15 protein-coding genes are annotated in these 20,426 nt (G+C 65.3%); all 15 read left to right on the plus strand.

Annotated elements, in window-relative coordinates; all coding sequences use genetic code 11:
* On the plus strand, nt 1-186 hold a 186-nt coding region (locus VGM61_RS17735; protein ID WP_331524226.1), incomplete at its 5' end, for a hypothetical protein.
* A 74-nt stretch (nt 187-260) separates the two neighbouring features.
* Complete coding sequence (gene tssC / locus VGM61_RS17740) at nt 261-2,624, plus strand: type VI secretion system contractile sheath large subunit (protein WP_331524227.1); 2,364 nt, start codon at nt 261-263, stop codon at nt 2,622-2,624.
* A gap of 39 nt (nt 2,625-2,663) precedes the next feature.
* Nucleotides 2,664-3,230, plus strand: coding sequence for a type VI secretion system tube protein Hcp (locus VGM61_RS17745; RefSeq protein WP_331524228.1), 567 nt, complete (start codon nt 2,664-2,666; stop codon nt 3,228-3,230).
* Between the two features lie 42 nt (nt 3,231-3,272).
* Nucleotides 3,273-3,665 (plus strand): hypothetical protein, encoded by a 393-nt coding sequence (locus VGM61_RS17750; RefSeq protein ID WP_331524230.1) that lies wholly within the window; start codon nt 3,273-3,275, stop codon nt 3,663-3,665.
* A complete protein-coding gene (gene tssF, locus VGM61_RS17755; RefSeq protein WP_331524231.1) occupies nt 3,662-5,485 on the plus strand; it encodes a type VI secretion system baseplate subunit TssF in 1,824 nt (607 codons plus the stop codon). The genes VGM61_RS17750 and tssF overlap by 4 nt, the downstream gene beginning before the upstream one ends.
* Complete coding sequence (tssG, locus tag VGM61_RS17760; protein ID WP_331524232.1) at nt 5,449-6,573, plus strand: type VI secretion system baseplate subunit TssG; 1,125 nt, start codon at nt 5,449-5,451, stop codon at nt 6,571-6,573. The genes tssF and tssG overlap by 37 nt, the downstream gene beginning before the upstream one ends.
* Nucleotides 6,570-9,152, plus strand: coding sequence for a contractile injection system protein, VgrG/Pvc8 family (locus VGM61_RS17765; protein ID WP_331524233.1), 2,583 nt, complete (start codon nt 6,570-6,572; stop codon nt 9,150-9,152). Before tssG ends, VGM61_RS17765 begins: the two co-directional genes overlap by 4 nt.
* Nucleotides 9,153-9,159: 7 nt before the next feature.
* Nucleotides 9,160-11,739, plus strand: a complete 2,580-nt coding sequence (locus VGM61_RS17770; protein WP_331524234.1) for a DUF2169 domain-containing protein — start codon at nt 9,160-9,162, stop codon at nt 11,737-11,739.
* Complete coding sequence (locus VGM61_RS17775) at nt 11,736-12,815, plus strand: pentapeptide repeat-containing protein (protein ID WP_331524235.1); 1,080 nt, start codon at nt 11,736-11,738, stop codon at nt 12,813-12,815. The genes VGM61_RS17770 and VGM61_RS17775 overlap by 4 nt, the downstream gene beginning before the upstream one ends.
* Nucleotides 12,815-13,378 carry a DUF3540 domain-containing protein gene (locus VGM61_RS17780; protein WP_331524236.1) on the plus strand — a complete coding sequence of 188 codons (564 nt, stop codon included), beginning with the start codon at nt 12,815-12,817 and terminating at the stop codon, nt 13,376-13,378. Before VGM61_RS17775 ends, VGM61_RS17780 begins: the two co-directional genes overlap by 1 nt.
* A gap of 4 nt (nt 13,379-13,382) precedes the next feature.
* On the plus strand, nt 13,383-13,781 hold the full coding sequence (locus VGM61_RS17785; RefSeq protein ID WP_331524237.1) for a DUF4150 domain-containing protein: 399 nt from the start codon (nt 13,383-13,385) through the stop codon (nt 13,779-13,781).
* A gap of 23 nt (nt 13,782-13,804) precedes the next feature.
* Nucleotides 13,805-14,251, plus strand: coding sequence for a hypothetical protein (locus VGM61_RS17790; protein WP_331524238.1), 447 nt, complete (start codon nt 13,805-13,807; stop codon nt 14,249-14,251).
* 8 nt (nt 14,252-14,259) lie between these two features.
* Nucleotides 14,260-15,666 carry a type VI secretion system baseplate subunit TssK gene (gene tssK / locus VGM61_RS17795; protein ID WP_331524239.1) on the plus strand — a complete coding sequence of 469 codons (1,407 nt, stop codon included), beginning with the start codon at nt 14,260-14,262 and terminating at the stop codon, nt 15,664-15,666.
* The gene (locus VGM61_RS17800; protein ID WP_331524240.1) at nt 15,663-16,427 is read left to right on the plus strand and encodes a DotU family type IV/VI secretion system protein; all 765 of its coding nucleotides are present in this window, start codon (nt 15,663-15,665) and stop codon (nt 16,425-16,427) included. Before tssK ends, VGM61_RS17800 begins: the two co-directional genes overlap by 4 nt.
* Nucleotides 16,424-20,419, plus strand: coding sequence for a type VI secretion system protein (locus tag VGM61_RS17805; protein ID WP_331524241.1), 3,996 nt, complete (start codon nt 16,424-16,426; stop codon nt 20,417-20,419). The genes VGM61_RS17800 and VGM61_RS17805 overlap by 4 nt, the downstream gene beginning before the upstream one ends.
* The last annotated feature ends 7 nt before the right edge of the window (nt 20,420-20,426 follow it).

Raw genomic sequence — 20,426 nt, forward strand, 5'->3', positions numbered from 1 at the left:
TTTTCTCACCCGATTGCTGAGTGCCAACCGTTCCATCCATTCAAGCATTTGCATTCGCGCTGGCGTTTCGAGCGACACGATCGAGTGTGTGAAAAACCACACGATGAATCTTTCAGCTTCGCTCCCTTTGCGTGCCGGAACCGCGCCATACCGCCGTTTAGCAACGTTGGCACGCCTTTTGATTAGGTATCTGTGCAACGCGTGCGGCAGCGTTCGAAGCGCAGGAACCTTGCAGCCGCTCACTGAGACGAGGCCGGTACATGACTGTCGAGAGCATCCAACAGAAGCTATTGCGTGTGCGGCCGCCGCGCGTGCGTATCACGTACGACGTGGAGACGGGCGGATCGAGCGAGAAAGTCGAACTGGCTTTCATCGTGGGCATGTTCGCCAACCTGTCGGGCGAGCTGGACGCCAGCCTGTTACCGGCGCTGAAGGACCGGCGCATGCACGACATCGATACCGAGTCGTTCGACAAGATATTGGCCGACAGTTCGCCGATGATCACGTTGAACGGCATCGCGAACACGGTCGCTGGTGAAGGCAAGACCCTCACAGGCGAACTGCATTTCAAGGCGCTGGCGGATTTCGAGCCGCTGGCGATCGTCAATGCCGTTCCAAGCCTGCGCCAGCGCTACGATGCACGCGCGGACCTCCGATCGCTGCAGTCGATGGCTGAATGCAATGATGCCCTGGGCGCATTGCTCGATCACGCCACGCTCGATGGTGGCGCCATCGGCGCCTTGAAGGGGGCATTCACCGATATATCGCCGGACACCTGGGTCGCCAGCAAGATCGACGCCCAGGACAATCCGCCCGCAAACGCCACCGGCACCGAAGTCCCCGGGGCGTTGGTGAGCTTGCTGGCTGCACAGATGGCCGGCAACGCCCAGGCCGCCGCGGCCGCCAGGCAGGCTGCGGACGCCGCGGCGGCAGCGGCAGCCACCGGCGCGACGGCCGCCAAGGCGGCGGCCGACGCACTGGCCGCCGCGCAAAAGGCAGCCATCGATGCGGCCGCCGCGCTCGGCAAGGCGCAGGACGCAGCGGGCAAGGCCAAGGGCGACCAGGCAATCGCCGACGCCAATGCCGCCGTGGTCAAGGCAAATAAGGACAAGAACGACGCCGACGCCGCGGCACTCGCCGCGCAAGCGCAGGCGGCCGCGACGGATGAACTGGCCAAACGCCAGGCGGCACAGGTGGCCGAGCGGCAGCAGGCATTCCTGTCGATCGATCCGCTGAGCAAGGCGCGCCGCCTCTCCGGGCGCTTCACCAACGAGATCCTGGTGCCGCTGGGCAACAAGGATCTCTCCCAGGTGGCGCTGGGTGCCAACGGTCTGATGGATGAGCGCGCCGGCGGTATCGACGTGCAGATCGGCCGGCAGCTTGATGCGATCCTGCATACCAAATCCTTCAAGGACCTCGAGGCGACCTGGCGCGGTCTTTACTACGTGGTGTCGCGAACCGAAAGCGGCCGGCTGCTGAAGCTGCGCGTGCTCAACGCGAGCATGGATGACCTGCGCAAGGAACTGGAGAAAGCGGCCGATTTCGACCAGAGCTGCATCTTCAAGATGATCTACGAGGCCGAGTTCGGTACCTATGGCGGTTCACCGTACAGCCTGCTGCTGGGCGGCTACGAGTTCGACCATTCGCCGGCCAGCATGTCGCTGCTGACGAACCTGACCCGGATCGCCGCGTCCGCGCACGCGCCTTTCCTTGCAGCGGCGGCGCCGGGCCTGTTCGGTCTGGACAGCTTCGACAAGCTGGCCAAGCCGCGCGACCTGAGCCAGCTGTTCGAGTCACCGGAACTGGCGCAGTGGATGGAGTTCCGTGGTAGCGAGGACTCGCGCTATGTGGCGCTGGCCTTGCCGCACATCCTGTTGCGACTGCCCTACGGTAAGGACGCGCGTCCGGCAGAGGGCCTGCGCTACGAAGAGACGGTGACCGGCCCCGACGGTCCGGACCACAACGCCTTCCTGTGGGGCAATGCTGCCTACGCGCTGGCAGAGCGCGTCACGCACTCCTTCGCGCTGTACCACTGGACGGCGGCCATCCGTGGTGTGGAAGGAGGCGGCCTGGTCGATGGGCTGCCGGTGTTCACGTATCGCGACGACGCAGACCTGGCAAACATGATTTGCCCGACCGAAGTATCGATCACCGACCGCCGCGAGAAGGAACTCAATGACCTGGGCTTCATCGCTCTGTGCAACTGCAAGGGTACCGGGCAGGCGGCGTTCTTCGGCGGGCAGACCGCCAACCTGCCACGCCAGTACATCAGTGACGAAGCCAACGCGAACGCCAAGCTGTCCGCGATGCTGCCCTACATCCTGGCCGCATCGCGCTTCGCGCACTACATCAAGGTGATCATGCGCAAAAAGATCGGCGCGTTCCTCACCCGCGGCAACATCGAGGCCTACCTCAACACCTGGATCGCGCAATACGTTTTGCTGGACGACAACGCCTCGCAGGAGGTGAAAGCCAGCTATCCGTTGCGCGCGGCGCAGATCACCGTGACCGACGTGCCCGGCTCGCCCGGTTCGTACAAGGCCACGGTTTTCATCAAGCCGCACTTCCAGCTGGAAGAACTCACCACGTCGATTCGCCTGGTGGCGGATCTGCCCGCGGGCTGATACCGCGAGCGCGGCCCCCGATCTCAACCAGGAGCGACCATGGACCTCATTCTCTTGCAGCCCGGCGATTCATCGATCTTCGGCGGCCCCAACGGCTGGAAGGGCGGCGGCAGCCTTATCGATGACCAGTGGCGCGACGAGGTGCTCAAGCTCGGGCAATGCCTGGAGCTGGTGTCCGTGCACCAGGGCATGAAGCAGCAGATCACCACCGACGTGAGCAACTCGGCGCGAACCTCAGGCCGCCCGATCATCACCGAGTTCACCTGCGTGAAGTACGTGGACAAGACCTCGGTGAAGTTTTACGAGTACTGCCTGCGCGCCATGCCACTTGGCAAGGGCGACAAGAACCCGACCAAGATATACATCGCGCGGAATTCCGGCGAGAAGACGGCCAACATCCTGACCATCGAATTGCGTGACGCGATCATCAGCGAGATCCAGTTCCAGTCCAATCCCGAAGACATGCCAACCGAGCAGTTCAAGCTCAATTTCACCGAGATCCTGTGGACCTACACGGTGCAGGAAGCCGATATGAATACCTCGGGCAACCTGGCATCTGGCTGGTCTATCGCACGCAATCGTCCGATCGGTCAGTTCACCACCTGAAGCGGTCGATAGCCGAACGTCGCACGCGGGGGAGTAAGCAGTATGCAATTCCTGATGGAGCGGCTGGTCAACCGCAGCGAGCCGGACATGGGTCGGGCGCCGCCGTTCGATCCGATCGCGGCGGTGGCGGCGCAGATCCAGCGCATCGTCGAAGGCCGCCCCTACGTGGCGGCGCACGGTGCGCGCGTGTGCGACTTCGGCATGCCGCCGATCGTGGATAGCGGGATAGGGTTCGTCGATCATGAACATTACGGCGCGCGCCTGCTGGCGGCGATCGTCCGTTTCGAACCGCGCCTGCGCGCGCCCCGGCTGGAATGGCTGGTGACCGGCAAGTCCCTCCGGCCCTACGCACTGGTGGTGCACGGCAGCGTCCAGGTCGAGGGCGAGCCAAGCACGTTCCGCTTCGAACTGCCTCGCCCGGACGACATGGCATGAATGCCGACACGCCCCGCCTGAAGATGTGGTTCGAGCAGGAACTGGCATCGCTGCGCGGCGAGGCGACAGATTTCGGTGCGTCGTTCCCGGCCATTGCCAAGGCGCTTGAACTCAGTGGCGGCCGCAGCAGCGATCCGCACGTTGAAATGCTGGTGCAGTCCTTCGCCTGGATGGCAAGCCGGCTGCGCTACCAGCTGGAAACCGACCAGGCCGTGCTGCCCAATGCGCTGCTGGGTCTGTTGTACCCGCACCTGGAGGCGCCGCTACCCTCGATGGTGGTAGGCGAGATCGAGGTGCGTCCGGACGGCGCAAATTTCGCGCACGGCGCGACGCTTGAGCGTGGCCGCTATGTCTATGCACTGGCCACCAATGAATTCGGCCAGCAGGTACGTTGCCGTTTCCGTACCTGCTATGACACGCCGCTGTGGCCATTGAAGGTGACCCATGTGGAGGCGATGGCGGCCAACGCCTATCCGCTGGACCCGGCCGATACCCGTACCGCTTCCATCCTGAGCGCCACCATCCAGTGCATGGGCAAAGAGCCGGTGCATGCGATGAAGATGCCCTGGTTGCGCTTCTGCATCCATGTCGACCACAAGCATGCCTTTGCGCTGTACGACGCCCTGGCGACGCACCTGGTGCGGATGGCCGTGCGCGTCCGCAGCACCGGTGAACTGCGTTACCTCGATGCCGGGCAGTTGCGCTGGCGTGGATTCGACGACGACGAAGCGGTACTGGGGGCCAATCCGCTGACCCACCCGGGTTACCGCCTGCTGCAGGAATATTTTGCGTTTCCGCAGAAGTTCCTGTTCTTCGAGGTGGCCGGCATGGACCTGTCCGGCGTGGACAGGGAGTTCGACCTGCTGTTCCTGCTCGACGTACCGCCATCGAAAGACCACTACTACGACCGCCACCTGCTAAGGCTCAATTGCCTTCCGCTGGTCAATCTGTTCCCGCAGCGCATCGAGCCATTCGTGCTGGACCAGAACCAGTACGAATACCGCCTGGTCGCCGATGAGCAGAACCATCGCTACTGCGAGATCTACAGCCTGGAGGAGCTGGTTTCGATTCGCCCGGATCGCAGCCCGCGGCCGATCGCGCCGTACTTCGCGCTCGATGAGATGCAACGGCTGGACAAGATCGACTACTTCTATGCTACCCGCCGCGAGGTCAACCAGACCGGCGCGGTGCATGGCACCGAGACGTTCGTGTCCTTCCTTGATCCGGAGTTCGATCCGGTGCTGCCGGCTGAAGAGATGATCGGCGGTACCGCGCTGTGCACCAATCGAAGACTGCCATCGCAGCTTCTGGTGGACACCGTGCTGTACCTGGAAGGTGCAGGTCCCGTGACCTCGCTGCGCGTGGCTTGCAAGCCCACGCCCAACCAGCCGCCGCAGATGGTCGGCGAGCGGCCATGGGCTCTGGTATCGCAGCTATGCCTGAACCATCTGTCACTGATCGATGGCCAGCGCGGGCCGCCGGTGCTCAAGAACATGCTGCGGCTGCATGTGGGGCCGGCCAGCCTTACCGGCTACCGGCAGATTGACGGGCTGCGCGCGATGTCCACGCGCCGGATCCAGAAACGCATGCCGCGTCGGGAGACATGGCGCGGCTTCGTCGATTGCCTGCAGGTGCGCCTGCAGGTCGACCTCGGCCACTTCGAGGGCGGCAGTGCCGTGTTGTTCGGCAGCGTGCTGCACCGCTTCCTGGCCCTCTATGCGGAGGTCAACACCGTTATCGAACTGATCCTGGAATCTTCCAACCGCCGAGGAGAGCTCAAGTCATGGCCACCCCTGACTGGCGCACAGGTGAGCCTCTAGCCCAGCGGCTACTGCGGCGCCCGGCCACCTTCGACTTCTTCCAGTGGGTACGCCTGCAATCGTGGCCGCTGCCGAATGCCGCCGGGCGCAAGGAAGGCGCGCGTGCAGTGGCGGCAGGCCTGCGCTTCCGCGGCGAGATGTCGCCGGTATTCCCCGGCAGCGAAATCTCGCAAGGACGCGTGCGCGCGGAACGCTCCGGTGCGGCGAAAGACCCGCGCCTTGAGCTTTTTGTAGCCAATTTTGCGCTATCGGGCGTGCTCGGTCCGATGCCGGACAGCTTTACCGAATGGACGCGCCAGCGCCTTGCCGAACGCGATCCGGCGATGGCTGAGTTCCTGGACATCTTCAACCACCGGCTCAGCACCCTTCGCTACGAACTGAAAGCGGCCAGTGTGCCGGCTTTCGACGCGGTACAGCCGGAAGACACGCGCCTGGCGGACGCGGCCGGCGCCCTGATGGGGTTGTCGGCCTTCGAAGGGGAGGGCGCGGCGATCCTGGCGCGCCGCGTGCCGTTGCCGCGGCGGGCCTTGCTGGCGCTCTCGGGCCTGGTGGCGAGCGGGCGCAAGAGCGCGGCGCAAGCGCAGATCGTGCTGCGTGTGTACCTGCAAGCGGCGGTGAAAGTGGAGGCACTGGTGGGTGCGTGGCGCGACATCGAGCTACGCGATCGCACGCTTCTGGGGCATCGCACGCTTGGTGACGGTGCGCCGCTGGGGCGCAGCGTCTGGGTGAATCATGCGGCGGTTGGCCTGCACATCGGGCCGGTGTCGTATGCGCGCCTGTGTTTGTTGCTGTCCGACCGTGCGCATCGGCCGGACGGAGCGCACCACACGCATTTCGGCGACGGCTATCGTGGACTGGCGGCGATGGTGCACTACCTGTTCGACCGTCACGTCGATGCGGTGGTATCGATCGAAGTGGACCCCGCGGATATCCCGCCGGCGTGGCTGGGCAGGCCGCGCCGCCTGGCGGGCTTCGGTAGCGGTCATGGCCTGCGGCTTGGCCAGACCGGATGGCTTCGTGGAGGCTCGGCCCGGCCACGCATGGTGCGCTTCACGATCCGCGCCGACGACCTGCAGGAGTCCGCATGAGCGCGTTGCCCACCGACACTGCCGGCCGCTCGGCCATCCGGTCGATCGGGCATGCAGGCCAGTCCGACTCGCCGCTGTTGTACTTGCATTGCGGCATTTCGCTGGCCAGCAACCGCTGGCTGGGCGATGAGACCTTCCGCCTGCTGTCATTCGAGGGGCAGGAGTCCGTATCCGAGCCGTTCGACTTCCAGTTGCAGTTGCGCGGCAATACCGCACCGAAACTCAACCCGCCACTGAACTTCGATGCCCTGGTCGGGCGGCCGGTCACGGTTGGCCTGAATCGTCCGATGACCAATGAATCGCCGGATGCTGCCGCGCGTTTCGTGCAGGCGTTGCAAACCGGTTCGGCACCCTCGATGACGTTGTACAACGGCATCATCACCTCCTTCGCCATGGATGAGCCGGGTGTGTACCGCGTAGGCATGAAGCCTGCGTTGTGGCGGCTGAACCTCACCAACAGCTACTCGGTACACCCGCAGATGAGCGTGCGCGACGTGATCGCAGACCTCATGCGCAGGCATTACATCGACTATTCGCTCGATGCGGTGTCGGGCGAGGACAACATCGCGGTGGCGCGCGTGCAGGACTGGCTGCAGGCAGGCGAAAGCGATTTCGAGTTCCTCCGCCGCATGATGACCAAGGCGCACATCTACTACTACTTCAAGCACACCGGCAACGGACACACGGTGGTGTTTGCCAATCGTCCGGCCTATCCGCAGGCCTTCAGCCGCCCGCTGCGCTATACATTCACCGCGATCGACGAGCTGGGCATGCAGCAGGACGACGTGGTGTTCCAGTACAGCTACCAGCAGTCGCTCACCAGCACGGGCGTGAACGGTCGTTTCGTACACCAGGAGAACGCCCCTGATGAAGATCCGGTGCCGACCTTCCAGACCTTCAGCGCATTCACCCCGGCCGATCCGGGGGAACTGCCGTTCAACCAGTACCGCACGTACCAGTACGGCATGAGCAGCGGCACGGTGCGCGAGTACGTGCGCACCACCGCATCAAGCATGGCAGGCTCCGCGCGGCAGCTCTCCGGGTCCAGCACGTGTTCGGGGTTCCACGTGGGTTGCCAGTTCACGCTGCGCGGCGACATGGCGCAGGGCGTGTCGCCAGCGCCGGTGCGTCCGTCACTGGAGAACAAGCCCTTCGCACTGGGCAAGGTCACGCACAAGGCCAGCGCGGACGGTGGCTACACCAACGAGTTCGAGGCCACGGACGCCGCGGCGATGCTCACCGCTTTCTCGGTGCAGGACACGCAACAGGGCGGCATCCTGGCCAAGGTGGTGGACGTGGCCGGCCGCGGACCTACCGACTGGCGCTATTACGAACCGGCGAATTTCGATCCCGCCACCAGCCGCCTGCGTGACACGCAGGCGGCACCGCCCAACCTGATGGCCAAAGGCGTATACGTGCAGTTTTCCAGTCCCGGCTCGCCGTCCGGGCCGGTGTGGGTAAAACTGTCGGCAAGCATGGCGACGGTGCCGGAAATCGGCGTCACGGTGCTGGTGACACGCGCCAGCGACGAATCCGAACTGCCCGAGGTACAGCAGATCGTCGCCGCCAACGGCAGCCTGGTGGTGACGCCTTCGGGCTGGACCGCAAACACGCATGTCGGCAGCAACTACTCCACCAGCTATGGCGACGGGCAGAGCATTCGATTCGGGCTGCGCTCGGCCTACGACCTGGACCGCGCCGTAGGCATCGTCAACGGCACCTACGAGAGTGGGCAGTATCGGGATACCAGCTATTCGCAGGGTGCCAGCTACAGCTATTCCACCTCCGAGCATGGCGCCGATGGCTTGCTAAGCCGCTCGGAGTCCTATGGCAGCACTTACAGCACGCAGGAATCGGCCGAGACCTGGAGCAAAAGCACGATCGGCACCACCACCAGTTACAGCACGGTTAGCGGCGATACCTTCGCGCAGGACGAGGTCATGGGCGTATCCACGCGCATCACCACGCAGAACCTGGTGCACAACCTCACGACCACCGCCGAGCAGAGCAGCATCAGCACCACCGGCATGAACAACTCAGTGGACACCGTGGGCATGACCACTTCGCTGTCAAGTACCGGATTAAGCGCGGGCATCTCGCTCACCGGCCTTGCCACCCAGGTGGCGCTGACAGGCGTGCGCACCGACACCTCAGTGACGGGCATGAGCGAAAGCACGTCGGTGACCGGCATCTCCGAGCAGATATCGGCGACCGGCAGCAGCGAGATGACGTCGGTCACAGGCATCAGCAGCCAGACCAACGTCACGGGCGTGAGTACGAACATCAACGTCACCGGAAGCAGCACGGGTGTGTCGCTTACCGGCAGCAGCACCGACTTGGGCGTGGTGGGCAGCACCACGCGCATCAATGTCACCGGAAGCAGCACCGGAATCTCTGTCACCGGAAGCAGCACCGAAGTAAGCGTGACGGGCGATGAGACGCGGGTGGGCATCCATGGCTCGTCCACCTCGGTGGACATCACCGGCGTGGGCACCTCGGTGACACTTGCCGCCGCACGCATATCGCTGGATATCGTCGGCTTGAGCGTATCGATCCCGGTGGTCTACATCTACGTATGAGGCGCGCATGAAGATCGTCAAACCGATGACCCTCGGCCTGATGCACCGTCCCTACCGCTGGCAGGGCAGGGACCGGCTGCTGGTAGCGACGCTGGGCTTCTTCGCGCTGGGCGGGAAGCCCGATGCGTTGCTGCGCGACAACCTGCAATGGCGCAAGGTGATGTCGGCACTGCCGCCGGGACGCCCGCTGGACGAACTCATGCCCAAGGCGCGGGGCGAGGTGCTTCTGGCCGGCAGCGCTCATGCTGCGCACGGCCTGGCCGTCACCGAACAAACCGTTCGCCTGGTGGTGGGGACGATGGACAAGCGGCTGCGCGTGGTCGGAGACCGCCAGTGGATGTACGGCATGCTGCCCTGGTTCCAGGTCACCGAGCCGCTGCCCTTCACGCAGATGCCGCTGACCTGGAGCCGCGCCTTTGGCGGTGTGGGCCATCCGGCCAATCCGGAAGGGCGTGGCTATACGCGCAACCGGCTGGCGGCGTTGTTCGGGCGCAACCACGGCGACATGCCCAACATCGAAGATCCGGGCCGGCTGGTGCGTGCGCCCGGCCGACGCTATGCGCCGGCCGGCTATGGCCAGCTGGACGTGGGCTGGATGCCGCGGCGGCAATGGATCGGCAGCTATGGGCGGCGCTGGCGCAGCGAGTCGTACCCAGGACTGGCCGACGACACGCACGCGGAATTCTTCAATGCTGCGCCGCCGGACCAGCGCATCGACAACTTCTTCGTCGGTGGCGAACCTTACCGCCTGGAAGGCATGCATCCACGCCAGCCGGTGATCGAGGGTCAGCTGCCTGAGTTTCGGCCACGCGCTTTCGCTCACCGCGCCGGCCAGCCCGCCGATGCGGCGGAAGAAATCGCGCTGTCCTTCGACACGGTGTGGTTCTTCCCCGATGCCGAGCTCGGTGTGACCATCCACCGTGGCGAGATGGCGGTGGAAGACAGCCTTGCCCTGGACGTGGAAGCATTGATGGTGGCCTATGAACACGCCGCCGATGCGCCCAGGCCGCTATCGCATTACGGTGAAGTGCTCGCGCTGCGGCTCAACCGCGATACTGCCGCGCGCCACGTCTTCAACGAGGCCCAGCTGACACCCGAGCCCGATGCCAATGTCCGCGCCGCGCGGCACGAAGAGGCGCAGGACGAGCAGGCACGTCGCCTGGCTGCAAGAGAGGCACGCGAAGCGGGCCTTGCGTTGGAGTTCGAGGCATCGACAGGCATGCCTGCGCCACCGCCACCGGCGCAACCGATGCCAGTGGAACTGCCCACTCCCGGCGAAGCCGCGGTCCGCCGTGGCGATTTCGACCTGGGCGGCATGCTCGATGCCGCCGAACGCCTGGGCGGCCAGGCCCGTGAGCAGGCGAAGTCCCGGCGCGACGAGGCCGCTGGGCAGCTGGCCCAGTTGCCCGAATCACCGCCGGCAGCCCCCATCACTATCGACCAGGCGCTCGCACGCGCGGCAGGCCGCCATGCGGCGATGAACGAGTTCGGCACCCTTGCCGGCGTAGCGCCGGTGGCGGTGGAACAGATTCAGGAACTGCAACGCAAGGGGAGGCTGGCTTCACCGCAGCCGAACCTGCCGGGGCTGCCCTTGCAGCCGGATGTGGCCGCGGCCGTCGGGCAGTGGTTGTTGCTGCGCGTACGTGAGGGCGGTTCGCTGCACGGCTGCGATCTCTCCGGAGCGGACTTGCGCGGCGCCGTGCTCTCCGGAGCGGACCTGCGTGGCGCGCTGCTGGAGGCTTCGGATCTGCGCGGCGCGCAGCTCGACGGCGCCGACCTCAGCGAGGTGGCGCTCACCTGCGCCACGATGGACGCGGCCAATTGCGCTTCGGCATGTTTCGACGGAGCCAACCTCGCCAGTACCCGGGCGCACGATGCGGTGTTCCGGGGTGCCAGTTTCTCCGGCACGCAGGCCGGCGAAGCCGACTGGCGCGGCGCCGATCTTGCCGGTGCGCGCTTCGAGCAATGGATCGCGCCGAACATCGTGCTGGAAGGCGCCAATCTCGAACACGCCACCCTGGCCGACTGCGTACTGATGCACGCCAAGGCTGACGGCAGCCGTTGGGCGCACGCTGCCTGGCAACGCACGGTGGCGCTGGGCGGAAGCTTCGCCGGCAGCGACTGGCACGAGGCCGTGCTTTCCCGCAGCGTATTGATGGAGTGCCGCCTGACCGACAGCCAGTGGGCCGGTGCGGAGCTTAGCCGCGTGCAGGGTGGCGGCGGTGCGGACTGGTCGCGCGCCGACCTGCAGCGCGTGCGCGCGGACCGGAGCAGCTGGCGCGGCGCCAACCTGGCCGACGCGAATCTCGCCGAAGGGCAGTTCCGGGAATGCGATTTCAGCGGCGCGCGTCTGCACCACGCCGTGCTTGAGCGAACCTTGTTCTATCGCTCGCTGTTCATGGGCGGCGAACTCACCGGCTGCCACGCGGAGGCGGCCGACTTCTACCAGGCCATGTGCCGCCGCGCGGACTTCCGCCAGGCTGACCTGCGCGAGGCAAATTTCGTGCAGGCCGAATGCGCGGAGGCGCGCTTCGACCAGGCCCGGCTGGATGGCGTACGCCTGGAACCGGGAAGGACGCTGCCGTGATCACCGACATGATCAGCTGGGACGACATCGCCCACCTGCAGCGCCTTGGGCGGCCGCTCCATGGCGTGGATCTGGGTGCGCTCGACGGCAGCGGGCGCAGGCTCGACAACCTGGTCCTCAATCAGGTGGCCTGGCGTGGCGCGCGCTTGCGCGGCAGTCGCCTGCAACACGTGACATTCGTCGACTGCGACCTGCGCGAGGCGGATTTCGGTGAGGCGGCACTGGAAGGGTGCAGCTTCACGCGCTGCCGGTTGGCAGGCTCCTGCTGGGAAGGCGCGTCGTTGCAGCAGTGCGCACTCGCGTTGACCGACTTATCGGCCTCGGTGTGGAGAAAGGCCCAGATCGCCTTGTCCGCCTTCACCCAGGCCGATCTGCGCCAGGCGGTATTCGCGTACGCGGTCTTGCACCGCACGGCGGTCACGCAATGTGAACTGACGGGCCTTGATCTGAACCACGCCACCCTGGCGCAGGCAGTGATCCCGGATGCGGACTTTCGCAGCATCGACGTGCGCGGGTTGGTTGCGCAGGCGGCGGTATTGCAGGGCAGCCATTTCGACGGCATGGACCTGCAAGGTCTCGTGCTGCAACGGTGCCTTCTGGAAAGCGCGGATTTCACCGGCGCGTGCCTCGACGGCGCTGACCTGCGCGAAGCCAACCTGCACAAGGCCGTTCTGGCGCGCACGAGCCTGCGCAAGGCAAGGCTGGACAGCGCCTTGCTGCTTGAATCGCAATGGAGCGATGTGGACGCGGCCGGCCTCACTTGTGAGAGCGCGCTGTTCCAATCCGCCGCCTTGCAAAGAGTGTCGTTTGCCGGCGCGCACGCCGCCGGCAGCGTGTGGGATCACGCCCGGCTGCTCGACGTGGATTTCGATCAGGCTGTGCTGGCTTATGCGCGCTTCGATCACGCCCGCGGCGAACGTGTCCGTTTCGGTCATACGCGGCTGGACCATGCCAGCTTCCACAACACCCACTTTGTCGATGCCGATTTTCACGCCGCGCGCACCGACCGCCTGCGCGGCACGTCACTGCCACGCCTCGCCGCCGAAGCCCGCGCCCTTGCCCTGGAGACACCGTGATGTTCGCTGCCCGTCAATCGAAATCTGTTGCACCCGCCGTGGTCCAGGCCGCGCCCGCATGGTTCGAGGCAACCATCCACGATGCTGCCGGTGGCGATATCTGGCGCCTTGGCGATGGCCGCTCTGCCAGACAGGCAGTGTCCTGCCTGGTCACCCCCCAAGCGGGCGACCGCGTGCTTCTGGTCAGCGTCGCAGGCGATGAGTACTTCGTGCTGCACGTGCTCGCGCGTGCGGACGGCGGCCGGGCCACCCTGGCGGTACCAGGCGCCGACGCCGTATCCATCCGGCAAGGGGAGGTGGACATCGCCGCCACGCGCAGCATCGCATTGCGTGCGGGTAACGATGTGGAAGTGACGGCGGTGCAGGGCACCCTTTCGCTCAACGCGCGGCAACTTTTTGCCAGCGCCGCCGAGTCGCTGGTGCATACCGCGCGGACCTACGTCGGCCAGGTGGAACAGTTCCTGCTGGACGCGCGCCAGTTCGTGAGGCTGCATGGCGAGCAGGTAATGATCACCGCGCGCCAGGACGCGAAGATCGACGCCGAACGCATCAGCCTGGGATAAATCAATGTTCGTCAACACCAACCTCGGCGTACTCAACCTGGCGTTTCCGGACGTGTGCTTCGTGCCGGTGCTGGGCGTGCCCACGCCAATGCCGTTCCCCAACATCGCGCTGTCTTTTGCCGATATTCCTGCGCAGTTCCAGGTGATCGTCGGCGGTGGGCTGGCGGAGAACCTGGTCACGGTAGGTGTCATCAGCAATGGCGACCAGCCGGGCGCGGAGGGCGGCGTGGTGTCGCATCTGTTCATGGGGCCGTTCCGCTCCCTGCTGGGCAGTTTCAAGGTGTTCATGGGCGGCATCCCGTGCACGCACATGCTGGGACTGGTGGGCCAGAACGGCCTGCTGCCCAACATGGTGGGCGTGTCGCTGACGCCCGCTCAGGTCACCGTGCTGGTGATGAGCTGATGCGTGGCCAGGTTGTCCATGCCATGGCAATGGCCATCCTGCTGGCCGGGCTCGCCGGTTGCGGCGCGGTGAATAAGCTGCTTGGCCGCGCCCCGACCACGACGCTATCGAGCGTGCGCGTTGCAGCGCCTCCGGGCGCCAACCTCAATTCGGCCGTGCAGTTGGACATCGTGTTCCTGTACGACACAGCCAGCGTGGCGATGCTGCCCCAGACCGGTCCGGAGTGGTTCGGGCAGAAGACCGCGCTGCTCAATGGCCTGGGCCAGCGGATCGACGTGGTGCACCTGGAAGTGCCGCCGGCGCAGGTGATCGATCCGGTGCCGCTGCCCAAGCGCGCAGGTAAGGCCATAGGTGTCTATGCCTACGCCAATTACCAGGCCAAGGAAGGCCAGGCGCGCGCCGACCTCACCAAATTCCACCGCGCCGTGGTGTGGCTGGTCGCCACCCAGGTTTCCGTGACCGAACAGTAGGACATGCCATGAACGCCCTCGACGACGTTGCAGAAACCTTGCCCGAAGCGGTCTCCTGGTCGGAGGGCATGCTGTTGTCGCCGCATCACTTCCAGCAGAACGACATCTACTGGAACAACCTGCTTCATCGACGCATGATGACCTTGCAACCGCATGCCTGGGGCGTGCTCGAGATGGCGCTGGATCCCACCGAGCTCACCAAGGGCCGCGTGGTGTTCCAGCGCCTGCGTTGCGTGATGACCGACGGGCTGGTGATCGACTATCCCGGGCATTTTGCCCCAGCGGCGCTGCTGCTGGACCTGAGCGATAACGACTGGAACCAGCAGAAGAGGGTGCGCGTGCACCTGCGCGTGCCGGTGCGCGGCAAGGGTGCGGCCAGCGATATCGGCGACATGCAACGCTACACCATCGAGCCGGGCGATCTGGAAGCCGACGAGAACACCGGCAAGGACGAGATCGTCATCGACCGCATGAGGCCGAAACTGAGCCTTGCGGCCGGCGACAGCGTTGCGAAGAGTTATTGCTCGGTGCCCTTGCTGGAGTTGTACGGCGACTCGCGCGGCGTGCACCTGACCCCGTTCCATCCGCCGATGCTCTGCATCGGCACCTCCGCTTTCCAGAATGAAGCGAGCCTGCAGCGTTCGCTTGCCATGCTGTCGGAATTGCTGTGGCAGAAATACCGCGAATTGCTCGGCGTGCGCCTGGACGACCGCGGCCAGTCGCGCCTGGACAGCGAGAGCAGTGCCCAGGTGCAGGCCGCTCGCCACCTGGTGATGGCCTTGCCGGCTTTCGACGTGATGCTGCAGTCGGCCACCACGCATCCGGCGGACCTTTACCTGGGCCTGTCGCAACTGGTCGGTTTCGTGGCCGCCACGCCAGGTGCGCCTCCACCGCCGGTGCTTGGGCCCTATGACCACACCGATTGCCAGCCTGGCTTCATTCGGGCCATCACGTATGTACGCGACCAGTTGCACCGGCTCAATGCCAATTATCGCGTGCTGGAATTCCAGCGCGTGGGCGCCTCGGGATTCCGCATCCAGCTGCCGCGCGGCATCGATGTCAGCAAGCTGCTGGTCGAACTTACCCCGCGCGCGGGTCAGAATGCCGCCACGCTCCTGAAGTGGCTGGGCAGCGCGCGCATGGCCAACGAAGAGCTGATCTACCTGCTGGTGCGGCGCCGGTACCCCGGCGCGACCGTGAAGGAGACAACGCCGGCGCAGGTGGCCGCGCTCAATCTCCGCCCCGGCGCCTTTGTCTACGAGGTGGACAACGCCCTCATCGAGGGCGAGGACGGCGGCTCACGGCCCCTGATCAGCGAAGGCCACACGTTTATCATCCTGGGTGAGCCGGACGAGCACGTTCCCGCGGCGATCACCCTGTACCTGCCGCGCGAGGGAGGTCCGCCGCATCCATGAGCGCCAACATCGCCGCCGCCAACTTTCTGCTCGGGCGCTTTTCGGCGTTCTACGAGGAAATGGCACGGATCAAGCTTGCCATCCTCAAGGGCGAGCTGGTCGGCCTGTTGCAGCCGGACAACCCCCATGCGGAGATGGAACCGCACCAGTTGGCCGAGCGGATCGCGCACCGGTTGCTGGTGGTACTGGACCGGCAGTCGCGCGACGTGCAGGGAACGGCGACGGGTGCAGAACTGGGCACCTACAGGCACGCGCGCTACGCGATGGTGGCGCTGGCCGATGAAATCTTCATTCTTGACCTGCGATGGCCAGGCGCCGAGCACTGGCCTGAGTACCTGCTCGAATACACCGTCGAGCGCACGCGCGTGGCCGGACGCCGGTTCTTCGATCTCGTCGAGGACCTGATGGGTGCAGGTGAACGCACCATGCTGGACGCGGACCTGGCCGCGGTACTGTTGCTGGCCATGCAACTGGGCTTCCAGGGCATGCACCGCGGCCCGGAGGGGAGGCAGAAGCTCCGTGAATACCGGTCGAGGCTGTATCCGCTGGCCAGCGGGCGCAAGCTGGGGAGCGTCCAGGCGCACGCATTCCCCCAGGCCTATGACTACACGGTGGTGTCCGACCGTGATAACACGCGCATCGCACTCGCACCCTGGCTCCGCGCTGCGGCCTATGGTGCGATCGGTTACCTGGCGCTGTCGTCGCTCGTGTGGTTGCTGCTGACCTGGTCGCTGCTCGATGCGATCAACGGGGCGGTATGACACCGCCCGCCGCGCCAGCTTCTGCATCCACCTCGAGCATCTCCGGCGGCGGGGTCGATCCGTTGTTCCTTGCGCTGGCCGTTCTGGCCGCGGTTGCCTTCGTGTTGATCGCCTGGTTGATGTGGAGGGCACGTTCGAAAGCGCTGGCCGTGCGTCCGGCCCGAAACGCCGACAGGCAGGGGCGCTGGGTCCGCTTTCGCGATGGCGTGCGACGGCGTTACGCGGTCATCGAGCACGCAGTGCGCTACGTGTGGGCGCGCCGCGACTGGCGCTACCGCAGCTCGTGGTTGCTGCTGATGGGTTTTCCCGGCGATGGAAAGAGCAGCCTTGCAGCTTCCGTGCCCGAGGAATTGCAGCGCGCCGCGCGCCAGCGCCAGACCAGTCAGGAGACCTACCTCAGCCGGGCGGTGCCCAACAGTCAGTGGCTGTTCCTGGAAAAGGGCATCCTTATCGATCCGGACAGTGTGCTCGGTGAACCGCGCAACGCTGTGACCAGTGCATCCGACGCGCGTTGGGGCGAGATGCTCGCTGACATCGACAGCTTGCGCCCGGATCGCGCGCTGGACGGCATCGTCTGGGTCATCTCCGCCGAACGGCTGTGCGCTTGTACAACCGAACAGCGTGCGGATATGGGCCGCCATGCCTATGCGCGCATCCACGACGTGCAGGAAGCTTTCGCCTACGCACTGCCGGTGTACGTGGTATTCAGCCATTGCGACACCGTGCCCGGGTTCGACGGCTTCTGGCGAACGCAGGATACGCGGTTGCGTAGCCAGATCGTCGGCTGGTCAAGTTCCACCCTCGACGATAACGGTTTGCCGGCCGAGTGGGTGCCCAAGGCTTTCGACAAAGTGATCGATGGCTTGCGCAGCCTCGTTCTGGAAGCGGCTACGCGCAAGGACCACATCGACGACGTCGACGATTTTTTCCTGTTTCCCCAACACATGCGCAGCCTGCAGGCGCCAGCGCTGGATTTCCTTGCCACGCTGTTCAAGACCAATGTGTATGAGACACGCTCGTTCTGCCGTGGCCTTTATTTCACAGGCGTCGTAGGTGCGAACGACCTGCCCGATGTCAGCGGACCGCGCAAGGATGTTTCCTTTGTCGAGGAATTCATTCGCGACAAGGCGATGGCTGAGCAGCACCTTGCCCAGCGCACCCAGAAAGGCTTGCTGGCGCGCAACCGGCTGATCCGGCGATTGCAGCTGGGCCTGGTAGGCATCGCGGTGGTGCTGGTGGTGGCCTTGCCGTGGAGCGCGGCGCGGGTAAACGAGCACGCGCAAGGGCTGCGCGACACGCTCATCAATATTTCGCTCAACAGCAAGACCCTGGCCCAGCACGGCTGCCTGGACCAGGAACGCATTTACAAACTGATAGCGCAGATAACCTTGCTGAGCGAGAGCACCCGTTACACGGCCATTCCGCTGTCGTGGGTGGACCGCCGCATCCAGGGTGGCGTCACCGGAGTGGTGTCAAAGAACGCGCTGCAGCAAGTGATCCTGCCGGCCATGGCATGCAAGCTGACGCAACGGATCGAGGCCCTGTCTGCCACCGCGCTCAAATTGTCCGAGAACGCGGCAGCACCGGACGCGGTCTACGCCGACTACCAGAAGCAGCTCAAGAACCAACTTAGCGAGCTGTCCGCGCTGGAAGACAATTTGCAGCGTTTCGCCCGTATCGCGCAAACCGGGATGGTCGCACGGCGTGGCGTGCTGGTGAATTTCGGCGCGCTGTCCGAATATCTCTTCGGCAGCCCACTGCCGGCCGACACGGTCAAGCGTGACAGCCCGCTGGGCGATGCGCTGGTGGAGGCAACCTATGCGGACGTTCCAGCCGTTTCTCCGGAGATGCGCGAACGCCTGGGCCAGCAGTTCGAGCGGATGGCCGCCCAGGCCGAAAGCGACCTGCTGCGCCGCGCGGCGGCGGGTGTGCCCCTGCTGGCGTCGCTGCAGGAAGGCAAGCCGCCGCTGCTGGGCAACCTGCGCAGCTTCAACAGCTGGCTGGGCTGGGTGCACAGCCGCTGGCTGTTGAGCACGCCGGAAGACAACCCCTGCGGCCGGATGGGCGACGAACTCGCACCAGGTATCAATGACCTTATCGAGCACCATCGTTACGATCCGAACCTGCACAACACGCTGGACTATTTCGACCAGGAGAACTGCTACCAGCCGGCGGTAGACAGCCTGCGCAGCGCTACACTGGCGCCCTACGGCGCACTGTTCGTGATCAATCCCTCCAATCATCGGCTGGAGGGCATCAGCCCGGGCCTGGGCCGCGAAGTGGGCGGCCTGCACGACCTGGCCTCCACCACCTTCATGCAGGTGAAGTCGCCGTTGCCATACAGCTGCAACGGGGCCGCCGGCGGATGGCAGCCAAACACCTTCGATGGGGTGCTGGCCCAGCTGCGTGAATACCAGGAGTTTGCCAGCCGCGAGCGGCTGGGGCAGGTGGGCGCAACCGGCGACCAACCGCTGTACGAACGCCTGGCCCGCATCCAGCTGCGATTGGCACTTCAGGACAGCCTGGCGCGCAACCAGCGCAGTCAGGTCCAGGTGGTCGACACCGGCCTGGATGCCTCCTCGCAGCTGGACCGCGAGCTGTCCGATGAAAGCTCCAGCCTGTCCGCGGCAGTCGACCCCCTGCTGCGGTCACAACAGCGCATGCGTCAGCTGGGCTTTGGCAGCCTTGCGGACGAGATAGGGCAGTGCGCGCAGAACTATGCGTCCAGCATGCTGCTCGACGCGTCATCGCTCGCCTCGTCCAGCCACCTGTACAACCCGCCGCCCGCCAGCGGCGACGACGATACCGCGCCACTGTTCGACCTGGGCACGGTGCCCGTGCTGCAGGGCTACCTCGACCGTCAGCTGCAGCGCGTGCAGGTTCTTTCGCGTTACGCCGCGCCGTTCGTGACGCTGCTCAGGCAGGTCCAGGGCATCAACAACAGCCAGCGCATCAATTCCCAGGTCGATGCGTACTGGGGCGGCACCATCAGTGAATTGAATCGTGCGGTGCAGTTCGCCGACCCGGCCGGCCAGGTGGCCCAGCTGAACGATTTCTTCCTGAAGCAACTGTCCAGTCTTTCCTATGCCAATTGCGAGGCGACGCTGGCTGCGTACTCGCCGCCACCGGTGGGCAACGATTTGTTCTCCGCGCGTCGCGACGAGATGGAGAAGCTCGCCAGGGCCGCTTGTTCAGGGCGCGGGCAGGCCAGTTCCGATCTGCACTACGCACGTATCGGCATGCTGTTCAACAACCAGCTGGCAGGGCGCTACCCGTTCGGGCCCACCGACTCGCGCGAGGTGTCACCGGCCGTGGTCAAGGCGTTCTTCGTCTACTACGGCAAGGAGAAGCCGGAGCTCAAGGCCTGGCTTGAGCACGCAACCGGCCCGCGCGCGGCGAAGATGAAGGCGTTCCTGGACCAACTCGATGCGGTGGAAGCGTTCTTTGCCGGCAACCTCTCCGCGCAACCGCAAAGCCTGCCGGTGCAGGTGAAAGTGGGCTTCCGCGCCTTGCCCGACCATTCACCCATCAGCAACCAGCTGATCGGCTGGACGTTGCGTGCTGGCGGCGCACAGGGCGCGGCATGGCCGGGCGCGGACGATGATTTCGCCTGGAGCGTGGGCACGCCGCTGTCGCTGGACCTGCAATGGGCCGACCGTTCCCGCTACATGCCACTGCCCGATGCTGCCCAGCCCGACCTGCACAGCAGCGGTTACCACGCCATATTCGATACCGGTGGTTCGTGGGCATTGCTGCGCTGGCTCGATGCGCGCGGCACGCCCGCCGATGCCAACGCGCTGGACGCGGGGCAGCGTCTGCTTCGCTTCCGTGTGCCTGTACTGGACGGCAACGATGCGTCCGGCGGTGGCAAGGCAACCGATCAGGCCGACCTGTACCTGACCTTGAAACTTTCCGGCACCGACCCCGCTACCAAGGCGCCGGTGTCGCTGGAGGCGCCCACGTTCCCACGTGAGGCGCCCGTGTTGTGGTGATGCCTGG

The sequence above is a fragment of the Pinirhizobacter sp. genome (assembly GCF_036499745.1).
Classification (GTDB): Bacteria; Pseudomonadota; Gammaproteobacteria; order Xanthomonadales; family Rhodanobacteraceae; genus Pinirhizobacter.

What these genes read in the sequence shown, in the direction of transcription:
- VGM61_RS17805 (WP_331524241.1), top strand. Translation starts at nt 16,424, where the DNA reads ATGACACCGCCCGCCGCGCCAGCTTCTGCATCCACCTCGAGCATCTCC.
- VGM61_RS17790 (WP_331524238.1), top strand. Translation starts at nt 13,805, where the DNA reads ATGGCAATGGCCATCCTGCTGGCCGGGCTCGCCGGTTGCGGCGCGGTG.
- VGM61_RS17745 (WP_331524228.1), top strand. Translation starts at nt 2,664, where the DNA reads ATGGACCTCATTCTCTTGCAGCCCGGCGATTCATCGATCTTCGGCGGC.
- tssC (WP_331524227.1), top strand. Translation starts at nt 261, where the DNA reads ATGACTGTCGAGAGCATCCAACAGAAGCTATTGCGTGTGCGGCCGCCG.
- VGM61_RS17770 (WP_331524234.1), top strand. Translation starts at nt 9,160, where the DNA reads ATGAAGATCGTCAAACCGATGACCCTCGGCCTGATGCACCGTCCCTAC.
- VGM61_RS17750 (WP_331524230.1), top strand. Translation starts at nt 3,273, where the DNA reads ATGCAATTCCTGATGGAGCGGCTGGTCAACCGCAGCGAGCCGGACATG.
- VGM61_RS17780 (WP_331524236.1), top strand. Translation starts at nt 12,815, where the DNA reads ATGTTCGCTGCCCGTCAATCGAAATCTGTTGCACCCGCCGTGGTCCAG.
- tssG (WP_331524232.1), top strand. Translation starts at nt 5,449, where the DNA reads ATGGCCACCCCTGACTGGCGCACAGGTGAGCCTCTAGCCCAGCGGCTA.
- tssK (WP_331524239.1), top strand. Translation starts at nt 14,260, where the DNA reads ATGAACGCCCTCGACGACGTTGCAGAAACCTTGCCCGAAGCGGTCTCC.
- VGM61_RS17785 (WP_331524237.1), top strand. Translation starts at nt 13,383, where the DNA reads ATGTTCGTCAACACCAACCTCGGCGTACTCAACCTGGCGTTTCCGGAC.
- VGM61_RS17765 (WP_331524233.1), top strand. Translation starts at nt 6,570, where the DNA reads ATGAGCGCGTTGCCCACCGACACTGCCGGCCGCTCGGCCATCCGGTCG.
- VGM61_RS17800 (WP_331524240.1), top strand. Translation starts at nt 15,663, where the DNA reads ATGAGCGCCAACATCGCCGCCGCCAACTTTCTGCTCGGGCGCTTTTCG.
- tssF (WP_331524231.1), top strand. Translation starts at nt 3,662, where the DNA reads ATGAATGCCGACACGCCCCGCCTGAAGATGTGGTTCGAGCAGGAACTG.